24 protein-coding genes and 1 pseudogene are annotated in these 21572 nt (G+C 60.8%); 16 read left to right on the forward strand and 9 right to left on the reverse strand.

The features are described from left to right. Positions 1-87 precede the first annotated feature (87 nt). From AC2FAN_RS26905 to AC2FAN_RS26915, 3 genes are all read left to right on the forward strand, one after another. Complete coding sequence (locus AC2FAN_RS26905; protein ID WP_442865082.1) at positions 88-267, forward strand: DUF6894 family protein; 180 nt, start codon at positions 88-90, stop codon at positions 265-267. 945 nt (positions 268-1212) lie between these two features. After that, positions 1213-1536 (forward strand): hypothetical protein, encoded by a 324-nt coding sequence (locus AC2FAN_RS26910; RefSeq protein WP_265055310.1) that lies wholly within the window; start codon positions 1213-1215, stop codon positions 1534-1536. Between the two features lie 709 nt (positions 1537-2245). Beyond that, positions 2246-3529, forward strand: a complete 1284-nt coding sequence (locus AC2FAN_RS26915) for a DUF763 domain-containing protein (protein WP_485177038.1) — start codon at positions 2246-2248, stop codon at positions 3527-3529. Positions 3530-3554: 25 nt separating this feature from the next. Here AC2FAN_RS26915 and AC2FAN_RS26920 read toward each other — a convergent pair whose 3' ends face one another. Together AC2FAN_RS26920 and AC2FAN_RS26925 are read right to left on the reverse strand one after the other, a co-directional pair. Next, entirely contained in the window at positions 3555-4100 is a 546-nt protein-coding gene (locus tag AC2FAN_RS26920) for a DNA-3-methyladenine glycosylase (protein WP_265055308.1), read from the reverse strand. Positions 4101-4163: 63 nt separating this feature from the next. Further along, complete coding sequence (locus tag AC2FAN_RS26925; RefSeq protein ID WP_265055307.1) at positions 4164-4421, reverse strand: hypothetical protein; 258 nt, start codon at positions 4419-4421, stop codon at positions 4164-4166. A 90-nt stretch (positions 4422-4511) separates the two neighbouring features. Here AC2FAN_RS26925 and ku (AC2FAN_RS26930) point away from each other — a divergent pair, with 90 nt between their 5' ends. Beyond that, positions 4512-5354 (forward strand): non-homologous end joining protein Ku, encoded by an 843-nt coding sequence (ku, locus tag AC2FAN_RS26930; protein ID WP_485177039.1) that lies wholly within the window; start codon positions 4512-4514, stop codon positions 5352-5354. Here ku (AC2FAN_RS26930) and ku (AC2FAN_RS26935) read toward each other — a convergent pair whose 3' ends face one another. Beyond that, positions 5355-6143 (reverse strand): non-homologous end joining protein Ku, encoded by a 789-nt coding sequence (gene ku / locus AC2FAN_RS26935; RefSeq protein ID WP_485177040.1) that lies wholly within the window; start codon positions 6141-6143, stop codon positions 5355-5357. It lies immediately after the preceding gene. 65 nt (positions 6144-6208) lie between these two features. Then, a complete protein-coding gene (gene ligD / locus AC2FAN_RS26940) occupies positions 6209-8848 on the reverse strand; it encodes a DNA ligase D (protein ID WP_485177041.1) in 2640 nt (879 codons plus the stop codon). Between the two features lie 209 nt (positions 8849-9057). Here ligD and AC2FAN_RS26945 point away from each other — a divergent pair, with 209 nt between their 5' ends. The 4 genes from AC2FAN_RS26945 to AC2FAN_RS26960 are packed head-to-tail and all read left to right on the forward strand — an operon-like array spanning position 9058 to position 10540. Continuing rightward, positions 9058-9291 (forward strand): hypothetical protein, encoded by a 234-nt coding sequence (locus AC2FAN_RS26945; RefSeq protein WP_485177042.1) that lies wholly within the window; start codon positions 9058-9060, stop codon positions 9289-9291. After that, positions 9291-9512, forward strand: a complete 222-nt coding sequence (locus AC2FAN_RS26950) for a hypothetical protein (RefSeq protein ID WP_265055302.1) — start codon at positions 9291-9293, stop codon at positions 9510-9512. Before AC2FAN_RS26945 ends, AC2FAN_RS26950 begins: the two co-directional genes overlap by 1 nt. 9 nt (positions 9513-9521) lie before the next feature. After that, complete coding sequence (locus AC2FAN_RS26955) at positions 9522-9839, forward strand: hypothetical protein (protein WP_265055301.1); 318 nt, start codon at positions 9522-9524, stop codon at positions 9837-9839. 14 nt (positions 9840-9853) lie between these two features. Next, positions 9854-10540 (forward strand): SOS response-associated peptidase, encoded by a 687-nt coding sequence (locus tag AC2FAN_RS26960; RefSeq protein WP_265055300.1) that lies wholly within the window; start codon positions 9854-9856, stop codon positions 10538-10540. A gap of 544 nt (positions 10541-11084) precedes the next feature. On the opposite strand, the gene AC2FAN_RS26965 is transcribed toward AC2FAN_RS26960, so the two are convergent. From AC2FAN_RS26965 to AC2FAN_RS26980, 4 genes are all read right to left on the reverse strand, one after another. Then, positions 11085-11330 carry a hypothetical protein gene (locus AC2FAN_RS26965; protein WP_265055299.1) on the reverse strand — a complete coding sequence of 82 codons (246 nt, stop codon included), beginning with the start codon at positions 11328-11330 and terminating at the stop codon, positions 11085-11087. A 98-nt stretch (positions 11331-11428) separates the two neighbouring features. Then, positions 11429-11746, reverse strand: a complete 318-nt coding sequence (locus AC2FAN_RS26970) for a DUF6894 family protein (protein ID WP_485177046.1) — start codon at positions 11744-11746, stop codon at positions 11429-11431. Positions 11747-11940: 194 nt separating this feature from the next. Beyond that, entirely contained in the window at positions 11941-12180 is a 240-nt protein-coding gene (locus tag AC2FAN_RS26975) for a DUF2171 domain-containing protein (protein WP_485177043.1), read from the reverse strand. Between the two features lie 319 nt (positions 12181-12499). Then, positions 12500-13144 carry a hypothetical protein gene (locus AC2FAN_RS26980; RefSeq protein ID WP_265055296.1) on the reverse strand — a complete coding sequence of 215 codons (645 nt, stop codon included), beginning with the start codon at positions 13142-13144 and terminating at the stop codon, positions 12500-12502. Between the two features lie 105 nt (positions 13145-13249). On the opposite strand from AC2FAN_RS26980, the gene AC2FAN_RS26985 reads away from it, so the two are divergent. The 8 genes from AC2FAN_RS26985 to AC2FAN_RS27020 all read left to right on the forward strand — a co-directional run bounded on the left by AC2FAN_RS26985 (position 13250) and on the right by AC2FAN_RS27020 (position 21137). Further along, positions 13250-14008 (forward strand): ImuA family protein, encoded by a 759-nt coding sequence (locus AC2FAN_RS26985; RefSeq protein ID WP_485177047.1) that lies wholly within the window; start codon positions 13250-13252, stop codon positions 14006-14008. Next, positions 13926-15446 (forward strand): DNA polymerase Y family protein, encoded by a 1521-nt coding sequence (locus AC2FAN_RS26990; protein WP_265055294.1) that lies wholly within the window; start codon positions 13926-13928, stop codon positions 15444-15446. The genes AC2FAN_RS26985 and AC2FAN_RS26990 overlap by 83 nt, the downstream gene beginning before the upstream one ends. Further along, positions 15443-18703 carry an error-prone DNA polymerase gene (locus AC2FAN_RS26995; RefSeq protein WP_485177044.1) on the forward strand — a complete coding sequence of 1087 codons (3261 nt, stop codon included), beginning with the start codon at positions 15443-15445 and terminating at the stop codon, positions 18701-18703. Before AC2FAN_RS26990 ends, AC2FAN_RS26995 begins: the two co-directional genes overlap by 4 nt. 61 nt (positions 18704-18764) lie before the next feature. Then, positions 18765-19511 (forward strand): exonuclease domain-containing protein, encoded by a 747-nt coding sequence (locus AC2FAN_RS27000; protein ID WP_265055292.1) that lies wholly within the window; start codon positions 18765-18767, stop codon positions 19509-19511. A gap of 340 nt (positions 19512-19851) precedes the next feature. Further along, positions 19852-20064, forward strand: coding sequence for a hypothetical protein (locus tag AC2FAN_RS27005; protein WP_265055291.1), 213 nt, complete (start codon positions 19852-19854; stop codon positions 20062-20064). Positions 20065-20069: 5 nt separating this feature from the next. Continuing rightward, complete coding sequence (locus AC2FAN_RS27010) at positions 20070-20282, forward strand: hypothetical protein (RefSeq protein ID WP_265055290.1); 213 nt, start codon at positions 20070-20072, stop codon at positions 20280-20282. Positions 20283-20332: 50 nt separating this feature from the next. Next, complete coding sequence (locus tag AC2FAN_RS27015) at positions 20333-20611, forward strand: acyl carrier protein (RefSeq protein WP_265055289.1); 279 nt, start codon at positions 20333-20335, stop codon at positions 20609-20611. 223 nt (positions 20612-20834) lie between these two features. After that, positions 20835-21137, forward strand: coding sequence for a DUF982 domain-containing protein (locus AC2FAN_RS27020; protein ID WP_485177045.1), 303 nt, complete (start codon positions 20835-20837; stop codon positions 21135-21137). 262 nt (positions 21138-21399) lie between these two features. On the opposite strand, the pseudogene AC2FAN_RS27025 reads toward AC2FAN_RS27020, so the two are convergent. After that, positions 21400-21572: pseudogene (locus tag AC2FAN_RS27025) on the reverse strand (glutathione-dependent formaldehyde dehydrogenase); the annotation flags it as partial.

Here is a 21572-nt window from a genome sequence, read left to right on the forward strand (position 1 = left end):
GCGGACTACCTGCATTTGCGGGAACAGACGCCCAGTTAATATTTGCGGCGCCGTGGAACAGATGACAACGCGCGGCATTCCCTGCTTATGCCCCAGTATTTCTTTCATACTCAAGACGGTGTTAAAATAGACATCGACGATGAGGGTACTGACTTACCCAATGACGCGGCCGCAATGTTAAAAATTTCCGGACGGTCACCATATTTTATTGCATGTTGCGATCGTAAATATTTCGCATCGAATTTTGAACGGCCAACCCGGCATTAGACGGCGAAAATTTCAGCCTTGAGTTAGGTCGGCCGCTGAACACTCAATCACGCAGATAACTCGATACTCCGGTAGAAAGAGGCTCGCAAAGCCTACGCTGAGGGCGAATTCATCCGCTGTCTGGAGAGACGCCGAACGTGGGCGCGCACGCGACGCTTGCATGTCTGGCGGGTCACGGCTCGTTGACGTTAGGGAAGTTTCGCAGGTTGGCGTTGCCGTGCGCGAGGGCAACATGAAACTTCGTTCGTTTGTCGGACGTTCAACCCAAGGCGACGCACGATGACGTCTGGGAAATCAGCCAAATGGAAGCCCCGCCCCCCCGCCCGGCGGGCGGCGGCCACCTACTTCAGAGGCAGGAGAACCCGCCATGCGTACCGATATTGAGGCAGAGAGCGCCGCTCGATCCGGCCGTGCACCGCAGGGTACGAGAAAATTGATTCCATTGAGCAGTATGAAGCGGCCACGCAGCGCGTTCATGAACACTCCGGCCGCAATGAGCGCAGCCCTAAAGAGGCTGAGCTGCAAGCGCTCGTTGAGGCCATCCGAGTGGGACAAGACCCACGATGACGCGACCTCGTGGGTCTAGCAGCCGCTATGACAGGCCGGATGACAGGGCCCGAATTGAGAGAAGCACTCCGCTCGCTCGGACTAACGTCCTTGGAATTGAGTCGGCTGATCGGCGCCCCTGAAAGAAGGGTACTTCGATGGCTTCATGACGAAGAGGCGACCCCACGATGGCTCCGCAGCTATTGTGCAGCCATGACAGTTCCAGAGGCAAAGGCCCTTGCATTGGCCTCCCGCGCTGGACCGTGGGCTGACGCGGCAGACCGGAAGGGATGACAAGCCTGAGTTCACTCACTGTTCCAGGAAATCGATAGCTGTCATGTTTGGAACTTGTGCGATCTACCGATGTTATCGGGATAGCCCTCGAAGAAAGACCGCAGCATGCCCGCCGAAAACCCCGCAGTCGCAAGCTTGAAGATCGAACAACGTGCGCAACGTCAGGCTGCTCGTAATAAGGGCCGTGACGCCGAACTTCACGATGCGTTGGAGGGTACATTCCCGGCGAGCGACCCGCTTTCGATGCAAACTTCAGTCACGCCCGGTGCCGCGGAAAACGAATTCGATAACGAGTTGTTCGATATCGCGGGCGAGCGCGTGAGTGAACTTCAGCAGCTGCTCCTCGATGAAATTCGGGCCCGGCCCTTACGGACGCTGGGCTGGGCCGCGGCGGCAGGCGTCGTTCTGGGCTTCTGGGCCGCCAGATAGCTTGTTGGCGCCCTGTGCGCATACCTCGCCGCTCAAGCGACCGGGGCGGTTAAGCTCGCTGCGCTCAGTTGCGGACCACTAGCGTGGCGGTACTCGTCACCATTTTTGCTGGGCGAGAGAGACAGGCTGACTGCAACGTTGTCCCCTTTTTGTGGCCCATCAGCCGCAACCTGGTTCGACATGGCGTAGCCGCGTAGACGCGACATCGCGACCTCCCGAAGGAGATCATCGACGGACGCTACCGTATGTTCGGTCAGCGGCGCGGGGGGACACTAAGAGGCACGCGAATTTAAGCACCGCTTTTCAGCGTGAGGGGTCTTGCCCATGGCGGCCGCATGGGCCGGCAAACTGAGCCCCTGGTGGCCGGATCATTGCCCCCGGCGAACACGATTAGATCGGCCGTTTTCCCAGCGTCGCTCTTGATGCGCTTGAGTACGGCGCCATCCTCGACGGTGAGGCAGTCGTACTCTACGAGCATGGCGCATCGAATTTCGACGCTGGATTGCGCGGTGGGCCTGGAAGGCGTCATCGCTAAGTCGCGGGACACTCCTTATCGATAGGGGCGTTGCAGGGCTCACGATCAGTTGCGTGCGATCGGAAAAAATCGTCATCGTGGGTTTAAATGACCGAACAACTGCGCGACGCTCGTGTTTATCTACGATCTTTTTTGAGATAGAACCGCAGTTCTTGTTTCGTTCGGGAGCAGCGCATGGCACGCCGTTCAGGCAGCGCCGATCTTCCGCTTCATCATGGCCGCGTACCGGGATGGCTCGGGCAACGCATGTCGAGATTGGGGGCGGTCATCTGCGAGGCGATCATTCACCATTACGGTCGCGAGGAATTGCTGCGTCGGCTCGCGCACCCCTTCTGGTTTCAGTCCTTTGGCGCTGTGATGGGGATGGATTGGCATTCGTCGGGGATCACTACGAGCGTCATAGGTGCGCTGAAGCGTGGACTCGCCCCGCTATCCGGCGAGCTGGGACTACATGTCTGCGGCGGCAGGGGCCGCCATTCGAGGCAGACGCCGTTCGAGCTACAGCAGATCGGTGCCAGAACCGGGTTCGATGGAGACGCGCTCGCTAAAGCCAGTCGTCTTGTCGCCAAAGTGGACAGCGCAGCGGTTCAGGACGGTTTCGATCTTTATCTACACGGCTTCTTCGTCACGGATGACGGCCAATGGGTAGTTGTTCAGCAAGGGATGAACGGTGATGGCGGCATCGCTCGCCGCTACCACTGGCAGTCGGAGGGTCTGGGAAGCTTTGTCGAGGCGCCGCACGCCGCCATCGATGGCGAGAGCCAGGGCAGGATCATCAATCTCACCGATGCCCGAGCTGCCCCCTCTCGTGATGGCCAGGTCGCTATTCTTCGTGACGTCGGACCGGACGCCATTGTTCGCGAGTACACTGCCTTGGAGCGAGGCCGTGCAGTGCCCGCGCTGTCGCCCGCGCAGCTCGCCTTGCCTCATCTGGTGATGCCCGCCCACCACGCCGTCAGGCCGAAGGATGTCCTTACCCGAAGGCTTCATGGTGCCCTCGCAGCTGCAGCCGATCGCGCGCCTCATGACTTCTCGGAATTGCTGCTTGTCCCCGGTGTTGGAGCGCGCACGGTACGCTCTTTGGCGATGGTTGCCGAAGTCGTCCACGGAGCGCCGTACCGGTTCAGTGACCCCGCCCGGTTTTCGCTTGCTCACGGTGGCAAGGACCGTCAGCCTTTTGCCGTTCCGACCAAGATCTATGATCAGACGATTTCGGTTCTCAAATCGGCCGTTGAACGCGCAAAGCTAGGCCAGGACGATCGGCTGGCCGCCATCGCGCGCCTCGACCGGGAAAGCCGCCGATTGGAGGGCCTCGTGGAAGGCCCCTCGCTGGAAGAATATGTCCGCGAAGAGTGGCGGCGTTCGGCGGAATATGGCGGCCGAAGCGTTTTCGGCTGGGAGCGCGACGAGCTCGCCGACAGCAACGAACCGAGCAAACAAGCGACTCGCGCTAACTGACTGGCCGTCTCGGCCGCTCATTTCCCTAACCCGTCGGGAACGGCCGGCTCAAATGCGGCGAGCCCGCCAGACCGAAGCGCCAGGGGCGATCGGCGGCCCGAGAGATGCCGATCCGCACGCCGGCGATAATCTCGGGTTCGCCTGAGCGATCCATCACCGAAAACGGCGGCGCGCTTAAACTAAGGCAATCGTGAGCGGCGGTTATGCCAAGGGCCTGGGCCAAGCGCCCGGGCCCCGAACATAGAGGTCGAGTCGAACCCCGGCGCGCTCGCATCTGGTCCAGCCCATATTTCGGGTCGAGGGCCCGGATCAATACGGCCCCGTGATCGGTCGCAACAATGTTCAAGCACCAGTGCAGCCCGTAGGAGCGATAAACATAAGCGCGCCAAGCAGGCCCGAACATCGCGACGTTTGCCATGCTGGGACCGCGAAAACTGTGAGACGCCGGATCGTCAGCCAGATAGGCTTCGGTCTCGACGATCGTTCCGCCCACTCCATCGACGGTCAGATCCATGCCGATGAGGCGCGGAGCGAGCTGCAACGCGTCCATTTCGTTCAATTTATCGATCATATCGGGCTTTTCGTCAGAGGTTTGGCGAACGAAGACCCTGTTCCACGCGAAATACTTCCTGACTCATGCGTCGGCCGCCTCCCGATCAGCGGCATCGACGAGCAGCTTAAGCCCGTTACGGACGGCCATCGTGAGCTCTGGATCATCGTTGTTGTGGCTGCGAACGACCAAGCGTTCTATCTCGCTATCCAGTTCGTGGCGTAAGGTTGACCGACGGCCCCCTGACCCGTCCTCATTGGCTTGACGAATTGCGACGCTCAGCAAGCGCCTCAGGCCCGCATTCAACGCCTTGGCAATGACGACGTCAGGATCATTCGACACTTTGGGCCTCCAACGCCAAATGCTGGAACTATCGTATGTGGTGAGTAGTTCCTCGCTCGGTTTTCGGGTGTTCCTTTTGAGGGCAGTGGCATGGCTCCGCGCGCAATTTGGAAAGGCGTCCTCACGGTCAGCGAGGTGACATGTCCTGTTGCTCTGTACACCGCGGCGTCCACGGCCGAGCGCATCTCGTTTCACACTCTCAATCGCAAAACCGGACACCGGGTGCACAGACAGTTCGTGGACGAAGTGACGGGAAAGCCGGTCGAGAAAGAAGATCAAGTCAAGGGTTATGACCGTGGCGCCGGGGACTATATCGTGCTTGAGCCGGATGAGATCGCCGATGCTATCCCCGAAAGCGACAAGACCCTCGACGTCGCTACATTTTTACCGTGTGACGAGATCGACGACGTCTTTTTCGACAGGCCCTATTATGTTGCGCCTAGTACGCCCGTCGCGTCCGAAGCCTTCAACCTCATTCGCGACTCCATGGCTGCTCAGAAGAGTGCCGCCTTGGCGCGAACAGTGATCTTCCGCCGCATGAGGTCGATTCTGATCAGGCCGCACGGCGAAGGCCTCATCGCCACGACACTGAATTTCGACTATGAAGTGCGGTCGGCCGAAGAGGCATTCAGCGACATTCCCAAGATTAAGATCGAGGGCGAGATGCTCGAACTTGCTGAGCACATCATTAAGACGAAGGCCGGTGAATTCGATCCGAAGAACTTCGATGATCGTTACGAGGCTGCGCTCGCCGAGTTAGTCAAAGCCAAGATCGAAGGGCGGAAGATCAGGCCTCCAAAGCGCCAAGAACCCTCAAAGGTGGTCAACTTGCTGGATGCCTTGCGCCAGAGCGCCAAAACAAACGATAAGCCGGCGGCAAAATCGAAAGCCGCAAGCAAGGCCAAAGGCCAGCCCCAGCGCAAGGCTGGCTGATTATGTCTTGCGTGGTTCGAGACTCTTCCTGAGCGCGTCCATAATGCTGACGACATTGCTCTCGCTCGGTTGATCGACCTTTTTCCTGGGCGCCTTACGGCCTTTCTGCTTGGCGTTGATGATTTCGAGAAGTTCGTCCTGCACCGGATCCTGGGCCAATTCGGGCGACCAGTCCTTGGTACGATTCTTGATCAATTTCTCCATCAGCGAGCGCATATCCGCTTCGGGATCGACCTTCCGGATGCCGGCGAAGTATTCTTTTTCGGCTCGGACTTCGTCGCCATAGCGCAACGTCCAGAGGACGATGCCATTGTCACGGGGCTCCAGAAGGACAGCGCGTTCCCGCCGATAAAGCACAACCCGCGAGATGCCGACGGTCTTCGTCGACTTCATCGCCTCGCGAATGACCGAGAATGCCTCGTTGCCGATCTTATCGTCCGGAACGAGATAGTGCGGCGTGTCGTACCAAATCCAGCCGACCGAGGAGCGGGGTGCGAAAACATCGATGTCGATCGTGCGGGTGCTTTCGAGAGAGACGGCATCCAGTTCATCCTCTTCGAGCATGACATAGTCGTTATCGCCTTTCGCATACCCCTTGACCTCGTCGTCCTCGCCAACGGGCTGACCCGTTTCGGCATCCACGAAACGGCTCTGGATCCTATTGCCAGTCTTCCGGTTGAGGGTGTGGAACCGAACCTTCTCGCTCTCAGAACGCGCGGGCAGCATCGCCACGGGACATGTCACGAGCGAGAGCTTCAAATAGCCTTTCCAGAAGGTGCGCTGAGCCATGGCCAGAATCTCCGATCGGGTTTCTGAACGCTCCGTCGAGCCTTCCGTTCCGGCACGGCTGATCGCTATTTGGTCGAGCCCAGTTTGCGGATGGCGTCCTTAAGCGAACCTTCGGCATCGCAATAACCCTCCCAGGCCTTCGTCTTCTTCAGGAGCGATGGCACAGTGCGCACAGTAAATCGCGCGGGATCCAAGCCGGCCTTTACCTGAGACCAGACCAAAGGCATCGATACGTGAGCACCCGGCCTGGCGCGGGCCGAGAGCGGCGCGACCGCTGTCGCCATCCTGTCGTTTCGGAGATAATCAAGGAAAATGCGGCCATTGCGCAGCCGCTTGGCCATGTTGACCACGTAGCGTTCAGGTTTCTCGGCGGCCAGCTGCGCGCAGAGGCGGCGGGCAAAATCCTTCGCACTGGGCCAGTCGAGTGCCCCACGCCGCGGCTTGGCCAGCGGCGTTACCACATGCAGCCCCTTGCCTCCCGTCGTCTTGCAGAAACTGGCGAGACCAAGCTGATCCAAGCGTTGTTGCATCGCCTTCGCAGTTTCGATGACGTCCTCAAAGGAGACTCCGGGCCCGGGATCGAGATCGAATACAAGCCTGCCCGGCGTTTCCGGATCCCCCGGCTGGCAGTTCCAGGGATGCAGCTCGATGCCACCGATCTGCGCCGCTGCAATCAGTGCCTCGATCCGGTCGATCTGAAGATAGGATTTCTTGTCACCGAACACCTTCACGAGCTCGAACAGGTTAGAAGTACCCATCCCCGCGTGACGCTGAAAAAAGGTCTCGCCGTCAATCCCATCTGGGGCCCGCAAGAGGGAACACGGACGGCCCTTGATGTGCGGCAGCAGCCAGCCGCCGACCGCTTCGAAGTAACGAGCTAGATCCAGTTTCGAAACCGGTTTCCCGTCTTCACCGTCCGGCCAGAGCCGCTTGTCCGGATTGGAGATGGCAACACCCAATACGTCCACCCGCCCACCGCGTGTCGACCGACGTGCGACGGGGCCAGGCTGGGGTGTTTCAACGGCCTCCGGTTGGACTGGCAGTTCGGTCTCGACCTCCTCGGCCGGCTTGTCATCGCGCAAGCCCTTGAACGCGGCCTGCCTAACCATTCCATCACCGGTCCACCCAGCGAATTCGATCTCCGCGACCAGCGCCGGATTGACCCAGGTGACGCCCGGCTCGCGCCGCGGAGCGCCAGCACCGGTGAAGGGGGATTTCGACGCAGCTTGTTCCTTCAGTCGGGGCAACAGCGCCTGAACCTTTGCCGCGCCATAACCAGTCCCGACCCGGCCGATATAAACGAAATGAGAGCCGCGATGGACGCCGACGAGAAGAGAACGAAACTTGCCTGCCGTGGTCGACCAACCGCCAATGACGACCTCATGTCCCGCCCGGCATTTGGCTTTGGTCCAGCTGTCGCTTCGGCCGGAAACGTATGACGCATCAGTTCGCTTCGACACGATTCCTTCGAGCGAAAGACGGCATGCCGATTTCAAGACCGCCTCCCCGCCGCTCTCGAAGTGCTCGACATAACGCAGCGTGACGCCATCTCCGTTGGCGCGGAGGAGTTCTTCCAGTTGCGACTTGCGCGCCAGTAGGGTCTGGTCGCGCAGATCCTGACCGTCTGTCGCAAGAAGGTCGAAGGCAAAGAATACGAGATTGTCCGTCTTCTGCTCCGACAAAGCAGCCTGCAGCGCTGCGAAATCCGGCGCCCCATGCTCATCCAAGGCGACGACCTCGCCATCAATAATGCAATTCGGCAATGACGCGCCGGCTTTGGCAACCGCTTTGAATTTGGAGGTCCAGTCGAGGCCCTTACGCGTTTTCAAAGTCGCTTTGCCGTTTTCGACGCGAAGCTGGATTCGATAGCCATCGAACTTGATCTCGTGCACCCACCCATCACCTGACGGTGGACGCTCGACACTGCGACAAAGCTGAGGCGTTACGAATTCCGGAAGCGTAGACTTGCCTCTGCCTGCGTTTCTGGAGTTGCGCGTTTTAGCTGGCGCCGTGTCCGTCGCATTGCGCCTCTTGTCCGCAGCAAGCCCCGACCGGCTGTCCCAAACAGCGCCTGCATCCATGGCCTCCTCCGTCAAAAGAAAGGGCTTGGGCGAGCGGCCCTTGCCTTCCGCGATCGCCTTCATCGTGCGGCCCGAGGCGACGGAGGTTTCATCCTTCAGAACGGCTTCCCCATCTCCATCGACGGCATGGTCGTCGCGATGCTTGATCAAGAGCCAGTTGGGGCGTTTTCCCCCGTCCCGATCCTTTCGCATGCGGACGAGAACGAAGCTGCCGTGCAGACGCTGACCGTCGAGGACGAATTTCAGGTCGCCCTTTTCAAATTGGCGCTGCGCACTGAGCTTTCCTTCGGGTTTCCAGAACCCGCGGTCCCAAAGCTGCACAGTACCGCCGCCGTACTCGCCTTTCGGGATGGTGCCTTCGAAATCACCGTAGGCCAGCGGATGGTCTTCAACCTCGACAGCCAGACGTTTGTCGTGCGGGTCAAGGGAAGGACCCTTGGTCACCGCCCAGGATTTGAAAACTCCATCCAGTTCCAGACGGAGATCATAGTGCAGTCGGGTGGCATCGTGCTTCTGGATGACGAAGCGCAGCCGGTCCGAAGAAGCCACCGCGGCATCGTCGCTCGGTTCCTTGGTTTTTTGGAAGTCGCGTTTGGCGCGATATGCCTGCAGCTTGCCGACCACGGAGCATCCCCTTCTGCGCTCCCATCAACGCAGGCGATTTTGGGGAGTTCCGTCGTGATGAACCAGCGGAAGCTTTGGCGCCTCTATCGCGCCATCGTGGGTGACTACATGCGAGCGCCAGGCTGCGAATGCGGGTGAAATCGACTTGTACGACCGCCTCGCCGCCGAATACCCTCATTGAGGGGACGGAGGGCATTATGGCGGATGTTGTGAAGCTGAGTTCCGGCGTGCCCCGCGTGCAACTGCGGCGCGCCGACGACCTGGTCGAGCGCATCGTCGCGTTGAAGTGCAATGCCGACGAGCGCGGGTTCAGGACCCTGTCCTATTTCCTTGAGGTCGCGCGGATCGAGGCCCAGCTTCAGGCCGACCGGATCGCCCAGGAGCATGAGACCGGAAAGCAGAAGCCGGAGCAGCCGTGGCTCCCTATCCAGGATGATGTTTGATGGCGAAGAAGCCTGCCAAACTGCCCGAGGTCGATCTCGACGTCATCGATGTGCGGCACGTCGCTATCACGACGAATGTCGAAGGTGAGACTTTGATCAGTCTCGAAATCGTCGGCGGCCAAGCGATGAACCTCGTTTTCTCGCCGGAGACGCTTGCCAAGCTGGAAGCACTGCTTGCCAAGGCAAATGCCCAGCACGCTAAGCGCGCTCCGATTCAGTAGGAGCGGCATGTGCGCACCCTGATGCTGACCCTGCTTCTTGCGATATCGACCTACGCGGCGGCGTTGGCTGCGGGGCCTCGAAAGGGAGACTTCATGCAGGATTATGTGACCTGCGATTTGTGGATGGACCAGCAGGCGGCAGGCGCCCAAATGCATGTGGCTGTTGGCCGCTGGATTGTCGACGCGCTCCGGCAGCATTCACCTTCCGGCCTGCCGCAGTTTTCGGATGGTCAGCTCGTCGAAATCGTAGAACAGTATTGCAAGGCTCAGCCCAGCCACACGCTGAGCGTAGCGACCTTTCTCGCCGGGCAACGGCTCCCCGACTAAGCAGGAGACCGCATATGTGCGGGCGTTTCAGCCAGGCCTATAGCTGGAGCGAGATTGTCGCCTTCAGTCAGCCGCTGACGGTGCCGGCAAACACGCCCAATCTCCGCGCCCGCTACAACATCGCGCCCACAACCGACATTGATATCATCGTGAAGACTGAGGCCGGCCGCGAGCTGAAGAGAGCGCGTTGGGGCCTAATCCCCGGCTGGCACAAGGGTGGGTTGAAAGACTTCAAACTCGCCGCCTTCAATGCGAGGGTCGAGACGGTCGAGACGAGCGGCACCTTCAAGCAAGCCTATGTGCGAAGACGGTGCATCATCCCCGCCAGCGGGTTCTTCGAATGGACCGGCGAAAAGAAGGACCGGGTGCCGCATTTCTTCTCTGCGGCCGACGGCGATCTGCTGGCGTTCGCGGGTCTCTGGGAAAATTACCGGAACCCCGATACGGGCGAGGACATCACCACCTGCACGATGATTGTCCGCGAAGCCAACGCGTGGACCGCGCAGTATCACGATCGGATGCCCTGCATGCTCATGCGCCAGGATTTCGAGGCTTGGCTGGACGGATCAGGCGGTATGGAACTGCTGAAGCAGCCGCCGCGCGAACTACGGGAATGGATCGTGTCAAAGCGCGTCAATAAGGCGGGCGAAGGCGACGATGACCCGACGACAATCGAACCTTTCAAGGATGATCTATTCTAGCTCCCCCGACCCGCGCAGGAACTAAATGCAGGTCTTCGCCATTCTTCGCTTAACCGTGGAGGAACGCGCTATGTCCAAGCCCAAGGATGAAACGGTTGGCCAGCCGAGGCGCGCAACCGACAGTCGACCGCGGCAAGGTTCGGAAACACCTGAGATCAAGGTGAAGCAATCTCAGATAGACGCCCCGCCGGCTGAAAAGGGTGATCGAAAGCCGTCCTCCTCGTGGAGTCCGATCGACCCCGGCCGGCCCGTTAAGAAACCCTAGATCAAAACAGTTGCCTAGAACGGTCCTTCGCCGGTTACGCCGGGATTACCCGGCCAGGGTTAGTAGCTCAGCCGCCGCAGCTAATATGGCCGCGGGTCAACCCATCTTCCTGCAAATGTCACTCGATGGATTTGCGGGGTACTTCGGCACGCTGGCAAGCAACGCGATCCAATCGCGATCGGGGTATTCCGCCATCATCCGCATGGCCAAGGCGCGCGCGCTGGCCACTGGCTCTGCCGGTTTCATGAGAACGCCTCGCTCGTAAAAGCAAACGACCGGTCAATCCTTGTGGAGCTTGCCCAGATTTCCAGGCAGCCCCGAGAACGGCAAGTCGTCCGGCCGCAGCAAGCTTTGGTCTGCATCGGGGCCGTGAGCATTGTCACCCTTATGCGCTTCGTCCCACTGTCGAATTTCGGATGTAAGGCGAGTGAACTCGTCTGCCCCTTCCGAACCATCTGTTGCGTCGCTGATCGCCGCAGCGCGTTCGACCGCAGCCCGATATTCCGCGTGGCTTGTGATGGTCATCGCCATATCTCCCACTGTCCCTATGTCGGCCAACCCCACGTCCGTCAGGCTTGTTCCAATCGGTGCTAATGACTCGCGACCCGTGGACAGAAGCCCTTCTAGTCCGGCTTAACGGCAAGAGCCCTGGCCACCGCCTCAGCAGCATCGTCCGCCGCGGCCTCGAAATCGGCAGCCTTCGATCGCGCGTGTTCGGCCGTTTCGCCCCGAAATTTGAGCGAAGCGCGATAAATCTCTTCGCCGGCCGAATTTTCTACAGCTGCTGTCAAATCGACGGAGTTACCATCAGGTAAGGCATCGTGGGCCATGTCCGCCAAGGCCACCTGTGCCGCGTCTACGGCGGATTTATCACTCGCGAACTCCTTCGGCTCGTTGTCGCAATCTGTCTTCGTCCCGTCATTCATGGTGAAGCGATACACCGGCAAGTCGCCCTCCGTTGAGCCGAAGCCTGATGGCTCAGTCGCGCCGAACTACACAAGGGTTCGAATAGTTCCGCTTCCTGCTGCCTTCTCTCCGAGGCGGGAAGACGGCTGGGGCTGCCATCACCGATCCCGTTGCATGGCCGTAGTTGGGAGGCGAAACAACCAGGTAAACGATGATGTTGGTTCTGCGTTTAATCAGCCGCCTCCGACCACCGCTCCCTGGCCTCAGCCGCGGGGACGATAAGCTTGATGATATCTCCATCCACACCGATCACGAGCCCGAGGTCGATATAGTGGTGTGCTCCACCAGAGTCCGGATCGTTCTTCTTGAGCTTGATGAGCTGTCCGCTCAGTGCGTCGACGGTCCCGACGTGAACTCCATCGGAGCCCAGCACGCGTTGGCCTTCCTTGATTTGCTCGACGAACATCATCGCCTTGATCTCCTGTTGATACCTATTGAAGCGGCAACGGAGCGATCGGCGCAGAAGTTCCAACGAGCCAGCGGAACCAAGCTCCCATTGAGATTTTCGGCGGGGTGCGCAATCTCAAGACAGGGCAATGGGTGCGGATGGATTTCGGTGCGATAGTTGCGGCTCTGCCGTCGCATCTTTGGCCAACAAGCGACGTGTATTGTGGCGCTGCTCGCCCCATCTCGCGACATGGTCGGAATAGCGGGCCTTGTTGACCTCAGTGTTGTTTTGCGGAGCGAATGTTCGTCAGCCAGTTGTCGCTGATCCGCTTCGTGATCGTTCAGCGTAAAAAACCTTTAGCGACAAATTCTTCCCAACCCTCCAGCTGAGCATCCAGCATCTCATCTGATGCTACGGGAGCCGCTTTCGACGGGGCGTGCCGCTTTCCTGCTCGGGTCAGCGCGGCTTTGCCCGCGGCCCGCCGACGGTTCTCCACAAGCGTCGCCCCGTCCTCCTCGCGCCAAATCTCGGTCAGGTCGCCATTGAGGATGTGCTCGATATGCGCTGGCTCGAAGACGTGAAAGGTCACTGCCTTCGATCGCCCGCGCAATTTGACCGTTCGGGTTCCGGCACTCTGCAGGCGGCCAGCGCCCATCCATTTGTGGCGCTCGCGGGAAGACATCGACAGGATGTCCTCCGCCTCACTCGGAAGTACCGGAAGGTTTGCTAGTCCTCGCATCGCCTGGGAAATTGTCGTGGATGCGGCTTCGAATTCGTCCAGCGACGCGCCCGGCATATCCAGCAAAGCTTTCCCGGCTTCGACTTTCAGGAATTTCCTTGTCGCCCAAGGCAGCTTCCGTCGGAGTTCGCGTTCTATGCCCTTGGCCCGGACTGAAGATCCAAGGGTCGCACTCGATTGCAGGGGCCACTCGGCGGTTAGGTCTGATGTGCGATTCACGTCAATCGCTCGCTTCTGATAGCCCACTGGCTCAACCGCCTACAGCGCTCCCGAGTTCCGGCCAAAAAGCAAGCTTGACTCGGAATGCGGTACCGAGAACATAAGAGGAACATAAGGCGTCATTCTATAGGTATAGGCCAGTTGCTGTCACAGCCGGTATTCCAGTCGCTCCGCGACCAGATCGAGCGAATTGAAGGGCGGGGCACTCGTGATCGGACGGTCCTGCCGTTCGGAATCACGATGGTCGATTCACGCTTACCTGGGGGCGGTCTGGCACGGGGTGCTCTGCATGAGGTCGCCGGCGGCGGCAACGGTGCCCTCGACGGCGCCGCGGCCGCTCTGTTCAGCGCCGGTGTCGCAGCCAGAAGCCGCGGCAAAGTGCTCTGGTGCCTGACCAGTGCCGACCTCTTCGCCCCAGCATTCGCCCAGGCGGGGCTCGTTCCCGACCGCGTCATCTACGTCGAGGCCGGCGATGACAAAACGGTTCTCGCCTGCATGGAAGAGGGCCTGCGCCATGGCGGGCTTGGCTCCGTCGTCGGAGAAGTCGCCCGTCTTTCGATGACGGCGTCCCGGCGGCTCCAGCTTGCAGCTGAAGGAACAGGCTCGATCGGTATTGCCTTACGCAGATGGCGACGGGAGGTGGACGCCTCCGACTTCGGGCAGCCGACAGCAGCGATGACCCGATGGCGGGTCTCGGTTCTCCCATCAACGGCACTGCCGGTGCCGGGCGTGGGACGGCCACGATGGCTTGTCGAGCTGATCAGGGCCAGGGCGGGCGAAAGCGCGGATTTTGAATTGGAGGCATGCGATGACACGGGTCGTCTCCGTCTTCCTGCCGAACTGGTCAATCGATCGGTACCGACGGATGGCTGGCGACGCGCCTCGGCCTGAAGTCCCGCTCGTCCTCATCGCTCGCGACGGAAGCAGGAGGTTGGTGCAGGCTGCAAATGCCGCTGCACTCGCCGCCGGGCTACGCGTCGGCATGCCGGCCACAAAGGCGCAGGTGCTTGTGTCATCGTTGGTGGTTAAGCAAGCCGATCTTGCAGCAGACGCGCGGGAACTGGAGCGACTCGCGATCTGGCTGCATCAGCGTGTCGCGCCGATTGTGGCGCCGGATCCGCCGCATGGCATCGTCATCGACACGACTGGCGCCGACCACCTCCATGGCGGCGAAGCGGACATGCTGGAGGCCATCGTCGGACGCCTCGCGATGTCGGGCGTCGAGGCAAGGGCCGCGATCGCCGACAGCTGGGGCGCCGCCCATGCGCTGGCGCGATACGTCTCTCGGTCCATAGTCATCGCGCCTGTCCGGCATGAGGCGCATCCGCTATTACCCCTTCCGTTAGAATGCCTTCGGCTGCCTGCGCAGATATCGGCCGACCTGCGTGTGCTCGGTTTCGACACGGTCGGCGACATCATCGCCCAGCCCCGTTCTCCGCTAACCCTTCGTTTCGGACCCGCGATCGCCCGTCGACTGGCCCAAGCCCTCGGGGAAGTCGCCGAACCTATCGTCGCGATCCGACCACCCGACCTGATCGAGGTGCGGCGAGCGTTCGCCGAGCCGATCGGCGCTTCGGAGACCATCGCCCGCTACATCGGCAAGCTCGTGGCGCAACTCTGCGAGCGCTTGGAACAGCGGGGTCTGGGCGCTCGCCGGCTCGATCTCGTCTGCCATCGCGTCGACCGCGGCCTTCAAACGGTCCGGGTGGGTCTGGCGCGACCGGTCTGCGATGGCAAGCGGCTGACGCGGCTGCTCTGCGAGAAGATCGAGGCGATCGAGCCGGGCTTCGGCATCGAGATCATGACGCTTGCGGCTACGCTGGCCGAGCCCTTGGAACGGAAGCAGTCCATCAGCTCTCTCGTCGAGGAGACCAGCCCCGACATTTCCGGGTTGATCGATATCCTCGCCAATCGGGTTGGCGAACAGGCCGTCTATCGTCTCGCGCCCGTGTCAAGCGACGTTCCCGAGCGTTCGGTTCGCCGCGTTGGGGCGCTTACCGAGGAGACCGGGGCGGCATGGCCGCGCCATTGGCCCCGCCCGGCACGGCTGCTGCCGCGTCCGGAGCCTGTCGAGACCATGGCGCTATTGCCAGATCATCCGCCGTCCTGGTTCAGCTGGCGTGGCGTCCGCCGGCGGGTCCAGCGGGCCGACGGGCCGGAGCGCGTATTCGGCGAGTGGTGGAAGCGCGAGGCCGAGATGGTGGCCGTACGCGACTACTTCCGGGTCGAAGACGATGCCGGTGAGCGCTATTGGATCTATCGCGCAGGTGACGGCGAGGATGTCGCCACGGGATCGCATCGCTGGTTCCTTCATGGAATTTTCGGATGAACGCCCGCTACGCCGAGTTGCAGGTCACGAGCCATTTCAGCTTCCTGCGTGGCGCATCCTCCGCCGAGGAGCTGTTCGCGCAAGCAGCCTTGCTGGGCATCGAAGCCCTGGCCGTCGCAGACCGCAACTCGCTGGCCGGCATCGTTCGCGCCCACGAAGCGGCCAAGGCGACAGGTGTCAGGCTCATCGTCGGCTGCCGGCTGGATCTCACCGACGGAATGTCGCTCCTCGTCTATCCCACCGACCGGGCAGCCTACTCCCGACTTTGCCGGCTGCTCTCGATCGGCAAGAAGCGCGGCGGCAAGGGGCGCTGCCATCTCGAATGGTCAGACGTCATTGCCCAAGGCGATGGCGTGATCGCCGTCCTTGTTCCGGATTTGCCTGACGACGAGTGCGCGTTTCGCCTGCGCCGGCTGCGAGAGGGATTCGGCGACCGTGCTTATCTCGCGCTGTCGCTGCGCCGCCGACCGAATGATCACCTTCGCCTTCACGAATTGGCGAATCTCGCCATCCGCATGCGCGTACCCACGGTCGCGACCAACGACGTGCTCTTTCACGAGCCAGTACGTCGGATCCTGCAGGATGTTGTGACCTGCATCCGCCACAACGTTACGATCGATGCGCTGGGCAACCGGCGTGAGCGCCATGCGGACCGCTACCTGAAGCCGCCGGCGGAGATGCACCGGCTCTTCGCCCGCTACCCCGAGGCTCTGGACCGGGCGCTGCAGATCGCCGACCGCTGCCGGTTCTCGCTCGACGAGCTCGCATACCAATATCCGGAGGAGCGCGACGATCCCACGCTGACGCCTCAGGAGACATTGACGAAGCTGACATGGGAGGGCGCCGCGCAACGCTATCCCGAGGGCATGTCGGACAGCGTACGGGCAAGCCTCAACCATGAGCTGTCGCTGATAGAGCGGCTGGGCTACGCGCCTTACTTCCTGACGGTGAACTCTATCGTCCGTTTCGCCCGCTCGCGCCATATCCTCTGCCAGGGCCGCGGCTCAGCCGCGAATTCCGCCGTCTGTTTCGTGCTCGGCATCACCTCGATCGATCCCGGCCTCAATGATCTCCTCTTCGAGCGTTTCGTCTCGGAAGAACGCCGGGAGCCACCTGACATCGACGTCGACTTCGAGCACGAGCGGCGCGAGATCGTTATGCAGTGGGTGTTTGACACTTACGGCCGTGATCACGCGGCCCTGTGCTCGACCGTCATCCGATACCGGACCAAGGGGGCCTTGCGCGATGTCGGCAAGGCTCTGGGGCTCCCTGAAGATCTGATCGGTACATTGTCGTCGCAGGTCTGGGCCTGGTCAGAGGAAGGCGTCGAGAAGCGGCATGTAGAAGAGCTAAATCTCAACCTGGCCGATCGAAGACTTCGCCTTGCGCTCGATCTCGCTCGCCAACTCCAGGGCGCGCCACGGCATCTCTCTCAGCACCCCGGCGGGTTCGTCCTGACTCATGATCGCCTCGACGACCTCGTCCCGATCGAGCCGGCGGCGATGACCGATCGCCAGATCATCGAATGGGACAAGGACGATATCGACGCTTTGCGTTTCATGAAGGTCGACGTGCTCGCGCTTGGCATGCTCACCTGCATGAAGCGGGGTCTGGACATGCTCGCTGACCACAAAGGCATCAAGCTCGACCTGGCGTCGATCCCCCCGGAGGATCCCCGAACCTACGCGATGATCCGCAAGGCCGACACGCTCGGGACCTTCCAGATCGAGAGCCGAGCTCAAATGTCGATGCTGCCTCGGCTCAAGCCGCGGACGTACTATGACCTCGTCGTGCAGGTCGCGATCGTTCGGCCTGGCCCGATCCAGGGCGAAATGGTTCATCCCTATCTCAGGCGCCGCGAGGGCAACGAGCCGGTGCACTATCCCAAGCCAGAGCTCGAAAAAGTTCTCGGAAAAACGCTGGGTGTACCGCTGTTTCAGGAGCAGGCGATGCGCGTGGCAATTGAGTGCGCCGGCTTCACGCCTGGCGAAGCCGATATGCTGCGAAAGAGCATGGCGACCTTTAAGTTCACCGGTGGGGTCTCTGCTTTCAAGGAGAAGCTGGTCGTCGGCATGGTCGAAAATGGCTATGAGGCCGAGTTTGCCAAAAAAACATTTCGGCAGCTCGAAGGATTTGGGAGCTACGGGTTTCCCGAGAGCCACGCTGCCTCCTTCGCCCTGATCGCCTATGCCTCTGCCTGGCTGAAGTGCTGGCATCCAGACGTCTTTTGCGCCGCGCTCCTAAATAGCCAGCCGATGGGATTCTACGCGCCGGCCCAGATCGTGCGGGATGCCCGCGACCATGACGTGGAGGTTCGGCCGGTCTGCGCCAACATCTCCCGCTGGGACTGCACGCTGGAGCCCACAGGTGACGAAACGAGGTTCGCTGTTCGCCTAGGGCTTCGGATGGTGAAGGGGCTCTCAAATGCCCATGCGGCCGCGATCATCACCGCGCGAGCCCGCCTGCCGTTCGAGTCGATCGAGGATCTCTGGCGCCGCTCTCGTGTGCCTGTGGCGGCGTTGGCCCAGATTGCCGAGGCCGACGGGTTCCAGCCCAGTCTCGGCCTCGCGCGGCGGGAAGCGATCTGGGCGATCCGAGTACTGCGAGACGAACCGCTGCCCCTATTTGCGGCCGCTGTGGATCGACAAGCCGACGAGGCGCCGGAGCCAATGGTTGCGCTAAGACCGATGGTGGCAGGCGGAGACGTCGTCGAGGACTACCGACACGTCGGGCTGTCGCTTCGCGATCACCCGGTCTCGTTCCTGCGCCACGATCTAAAACGCAGGGGCATCGTGAGCTGCGAGGTCGCGATGGAAACTCGCGACGGACGATGGATCGAGACCGCGGGCATCGTACTGGTGCGGCAACGTCCAGGTTCAGCTAAGGGCGTCATGTTCATCACACTGGAAGACGAGACTGGCATCGCCAATCTCGTCGTATGGCCGAAGGTGTTCGAGCGCTTTCGGCGAACGATTTTGTCGGCCGGGATGATATCGATACGAGGACGCATTCAGCGGGAGGGCGAGGTTGTGCATCTCGTCGCTCAGCGGCTCACCGACTTATCCGCCGACCTCGCCGGCGTGGGCCAGCGGGATCGCCAATTCCCTTTGCCGCGCGGCCGGGGCGATGAATTCCACCACGGCTCGCCGACCCCGGACCCGCGCGACCTACCGCCGAAAGACCTCCGTACCCGGGATATCTACCTCCCCGACCTGCACCTCGACACGATCAAGGTGAAGACACGAGACTTTCGGTGACCAGCCAATGGCACCTCGCTCCTGACTTGCATCGACCTCTGGGCATGATGATCTCGTGTCTATGCTCAATCAACGCTTGAGAGTGATCGACCTCGAGACCGCCGGAGACGGCCCGCATGACGTCTGCGAAATCGGCTGGCAGGACATCTCCATCGGTGCAGACGGTCAATGGCAACTTAATGAGGAGCGCGGCGCGCATTTCGTTAAGCCGGGCAGGCCTATTTCCCCAGACACGATGGCGGTACATCATATCCGTGACGAGGACGTTGCCGATGCTCCGTTCTGGAATGAAATTGCCCCTTCGATCCTAAAGCCGCCAGGCGGCGTCATCGCTCTAGCAGCGCACCGCGCGGCGTTCGAGCAGCGCTATTGCCGGCCGCGCCTGAGCGCGGGAGCGAAATGGATCTGTACGTGGAAATGCGCTTTGCGGCTCTGGCCGCACCTGCCGCGATTCTCCAACCAGCTTCTGCGGTATCAGCGCAAGCCTGAAGGCCTCGTCCATGAAATCGGGCTACCCGCACATCGAGCTATGCCTGACGCCTACGTGACGGCACATCACCTAAGGGACATGTTGAACCAAGCATCGCTAGAGCAGCTACTGTTGTGGAGCAGTCAACCGGGGCTCTTGCCTCGCGTGCCGACCGGCCTCGACCGTGGCAAGAGTTGGGATCAGCTGAGTCTCGCTGCCTTGTCAGAGATGGTGGCAGGCCGCGATGCTGATCTCCGCTTCAGTGCCCAGACTGAAATGGAACGTCGACGGATCGGGCTCGAGATCGAAGCAGAACCTGCTCAAGCGAGATTGTTGTAGTCCCCGACCGTTCGTCGGCTGGAAGCCAAGCCCAGCTGGGCTGATCGCATTCGCCACGGTGTCGCTCGGCCGGAGTAGCAGGCTGACTTTTCTCCAACGTGTGGCGGCACGATAAGTCCGACCTCTTTAACGAAGCGCGCGCGTTCAAATTCCTCCGCGTTCGCCACTCGCCGGTTCGATTGAAATGTCATGGAGAAAATTGGGCAAGAGAGAGTTACCTCACTATCTGCCCTACCGCGCGAAACTTGCGCCGCCTCGTCGGCAGTCCCCAACTCGAGAGATCGCTTAAGCCATAGGAACGAAAGTTCAACGTCTGGGTTGAGCGGCCATGAGCCGATTGGTGATCCGCAACGACGATGAGCTGAACGCCGCGCTTGAGCGCGCCCATGATCTGGCGGGCTGCACTCACGACAGCGACGAAGAGCGAGAGCTGTCCGCAATCGCCGATGCCGTGAAAATCTACGAGGACACACTCGCCATGCTGAGAGGCGTAGAGAACAGGGCTGCGGCTGACCCTGAGCGAGACGTCCCGACTGGTAGCGGGTCGGAGTAAACGAAATGCCGATCGACAATCCGCCGCCGCCCGATAAGGCCACGAAAGCCGGAATAGGTGCGGTCGCGATAATCGCTTTCATCATCATGGCGATATTCTTCGGCTTCAACTTCTACCATGCCGACACGCAGCGCGACTTGAAGTCTGGCCAGCTCGATCCAAGAGACGCGCCGAAAAGCCCGACCGATCTACAGGCCCCAAGGCCTCCGCAGAAATAGGATACGCAGGACCGCGTGTGCACGCCGAGAAGGAGGAGGCTCGTACCGCAATGACCAAACACACCCCCGGCGAGGCCAAGCTTGTCAGGAGATTGCTGGAAATCATTGCTGCTGAGGGGCTCGTAAGTCCCGACCTGCTGGAGCCACATGCGACGGTCGACGATATCGGTCTTTCGCTTGATGACCTGACGCTCATCGGAAATGCGATAGAGCGTGAATTCGACTGCGATATGATGCCTGACGAAGAGATGCAGGCGTGCACTACGGTTCGCGAGCTTGTCGGGCTGATTGGTCGAAGGCTTCAAGATCGTGCGGCTAGCAACCGATGACAGCTCCCATAATCGACGCGGCGGCAAAAAGAGGCTTCCGAGCCTCGGGTATGACGAGAACTGAGCACGCTTAGTTGCAATTGACCCTACGAAAAAGGCGCCCCAGCCGGCCGAAGCGCGACCGGATCTTGAACACCTCAAACTAGGACACCTAAATCAGCGTCATCCGCCCGCCAACCGCGGCGCGGACCCAAATCCATGTTGCTTCTAGGAGGATGTGGCGATGGCACTGATGCCTTCGGATGAATTTGAACGACCTGTTGTCATTCTGACCGGTCTCGGAATCCCGACCACCGTCTCGTCGGCGATGGAGGCCTACATGTTTCTGGCGGATTGGCCGAAGAGCCAGAGAGACGCTGTCCACGCCTTCGCATTGAGGGCCTGCTTGGCGGCGGTCCGCGACGAGATTGAGCCCGAGACTGCGAAAGGCGTCTTCGCCTCCTGGGCTGAGAAGAACGACATTCTGGCGCCGGACGTGACCGCGTTTGCAACCAGCCGCCGAACAGGATCGCACGGCACCGCCTGAAACGAAAAGGCCCCGCCAGCCGGAGCTGACGGGGCCATTAAGCGCGGCGCGGAACAAAACCAATCAGCTATCAACGTGCTCTCTCTCAACTGGTCCGTGGAGAGTGCCTTGGCATCATGTCCCTAATGTGTACCGTCGCGTGGGATCGAACTGCCGCGGTCGGCTTATGAGGTTCTCAATTTGATTGCTAGCGAACCGCACTTGGGCGGGAGCTTGCGCCCAAAGGCAGCGCCAAAGCCATAAGGCGCCGCGCCATCTTCCTTTAGGGCTTCAATACGACCTTGATGCAGCCGTCCTCCTTGTCGCGGAATTTTCTGTACATTTCGGGCGCATCCTCGAGACTCGCTGGATGGGTGATGACGAAGCTCGGGTCGATTTCTCCGGCCTCGATCCTCGCCAGCAGCGGCTTTGTGTAAGCCTGGACATGGGTCTGGC

The sequence above is a fragment of the Allobosea sp. RIT-PG3_2 genome, from assembly GCF_057321085.1.

Bases quoted from the DNA above. Each gene is read 5' to 3' on its own strand.
- AC2FAN_RS26965 (WP_265055299.1), bottom strand. From the start codon at position 11,330: ATGACCATCACAAGCCACGCGGAATATCGGGCTGCGGTCGAACGCGCT.
- AC2FAN_RS27000 (WP_265055292.1), top strand. From the start codon at position 18,765: ATGCTCAATCAACGCTTGAGAGTGATCGACCTCGAGACCGCCGGAGAC.
- ku (WP_485177040.1), bottom strand. From the start codon at position 6,143: ATGGCTCAGCGCACCTTCTGGAAAGGCTATTTGAAGCTCTCGCTCGTG.
- ku (WP_485177039.1), top strand. From the start codon at position 4,512: ATGGCTCCGCGCGCAATTTGGAAAGGCGTCCTCACGGTCAGCGAGGTG.
- AC2FAN_RS26975 (WP_485177043.1), bottom strand. From the start codon at position 12,180: ATGATGTTCGTCGAGCAAATCAAGGAAGGCCAACGCGTGCTGGGCTCC.
- AC2FAN_RS26910 (WP_265055310.1), top strand. From the start codon at position 1,213: ATGCCCGCCGAAAACCCCGCAGTCGCAAGCTTGAAGATCGAACAACGT.
- AC2FAN_RS26905 (WP_442865082.1), top strand. From the start codon at position 88: ATGCCCCAGTATTTCTTTCATACTCAAGACGGTGTTAAAATAGACATC.
- AC2FAN_RS27015 (WP_265055289.1), top strand. From the start codon at position 20,333: ATGACCAAACACACCCCCGGCGAGGCCAAGCTTGTCAGGAGATTGCTG.
- AC2FAN_RS26960 (WP_265055300.1), top strand. From the start codon at position 9,854: ATGTGCGGGCGTTTCAGCCAGGCCTATAGCTGGAGCGAGATTGTCGCC.
- AC2FAN_RS26995 (WP_485177044.1), top strand. From the start codon at position 15,443: ATGAACGCCCGCTACGCCGAGTTGCAGGTCACGAGCCATTTCAGCTTC.
- AC2FAN_RS27020 (WP_485177045.1), top strand. From the start codon at position 20,835: ATGGCACTGATGCCTTCGGATGAATTTGAACGACCTGTTGTCATTCTG.
- AC2FAN_RS26920 (WP_265055308.1), bottom strand. From the start codon at position 4,100: ATGATCGATAAATTGAACGAAATGGACGCGTTGCAGCTCGCTCCGCGC.
- AC2FAN_RS26950 (WP_265055302.1), top strand. From the start codon at position 9,291: ATGGCGAAGAAGCCTGCCAAACTGCCCGAGGTCGATCTCGACGTCATC.
- AC2FAN_RS26915 (WP_485177038.1), top strand. From the start codon at position 2,246: ATGGCACGCCGTTCAGGCAGCGCCGATCTTCCGCTTCATCATGGCCGC.
- AC2FAN_RS26990 (WP_265055294.1), top strand. From the start codon at position 13,926: ATGACACGGGTCGTCTCCGTCTTCCTGCCGAACTGGTCAATCGATCGG.
- AC2FAN_RS27010 (WP_265055290.1), top strand. From the start codon at position 20,070: ATGCCGATCGACAATCCGCCGCCGCCCGATAAGGCCACGAAAGCCGGA.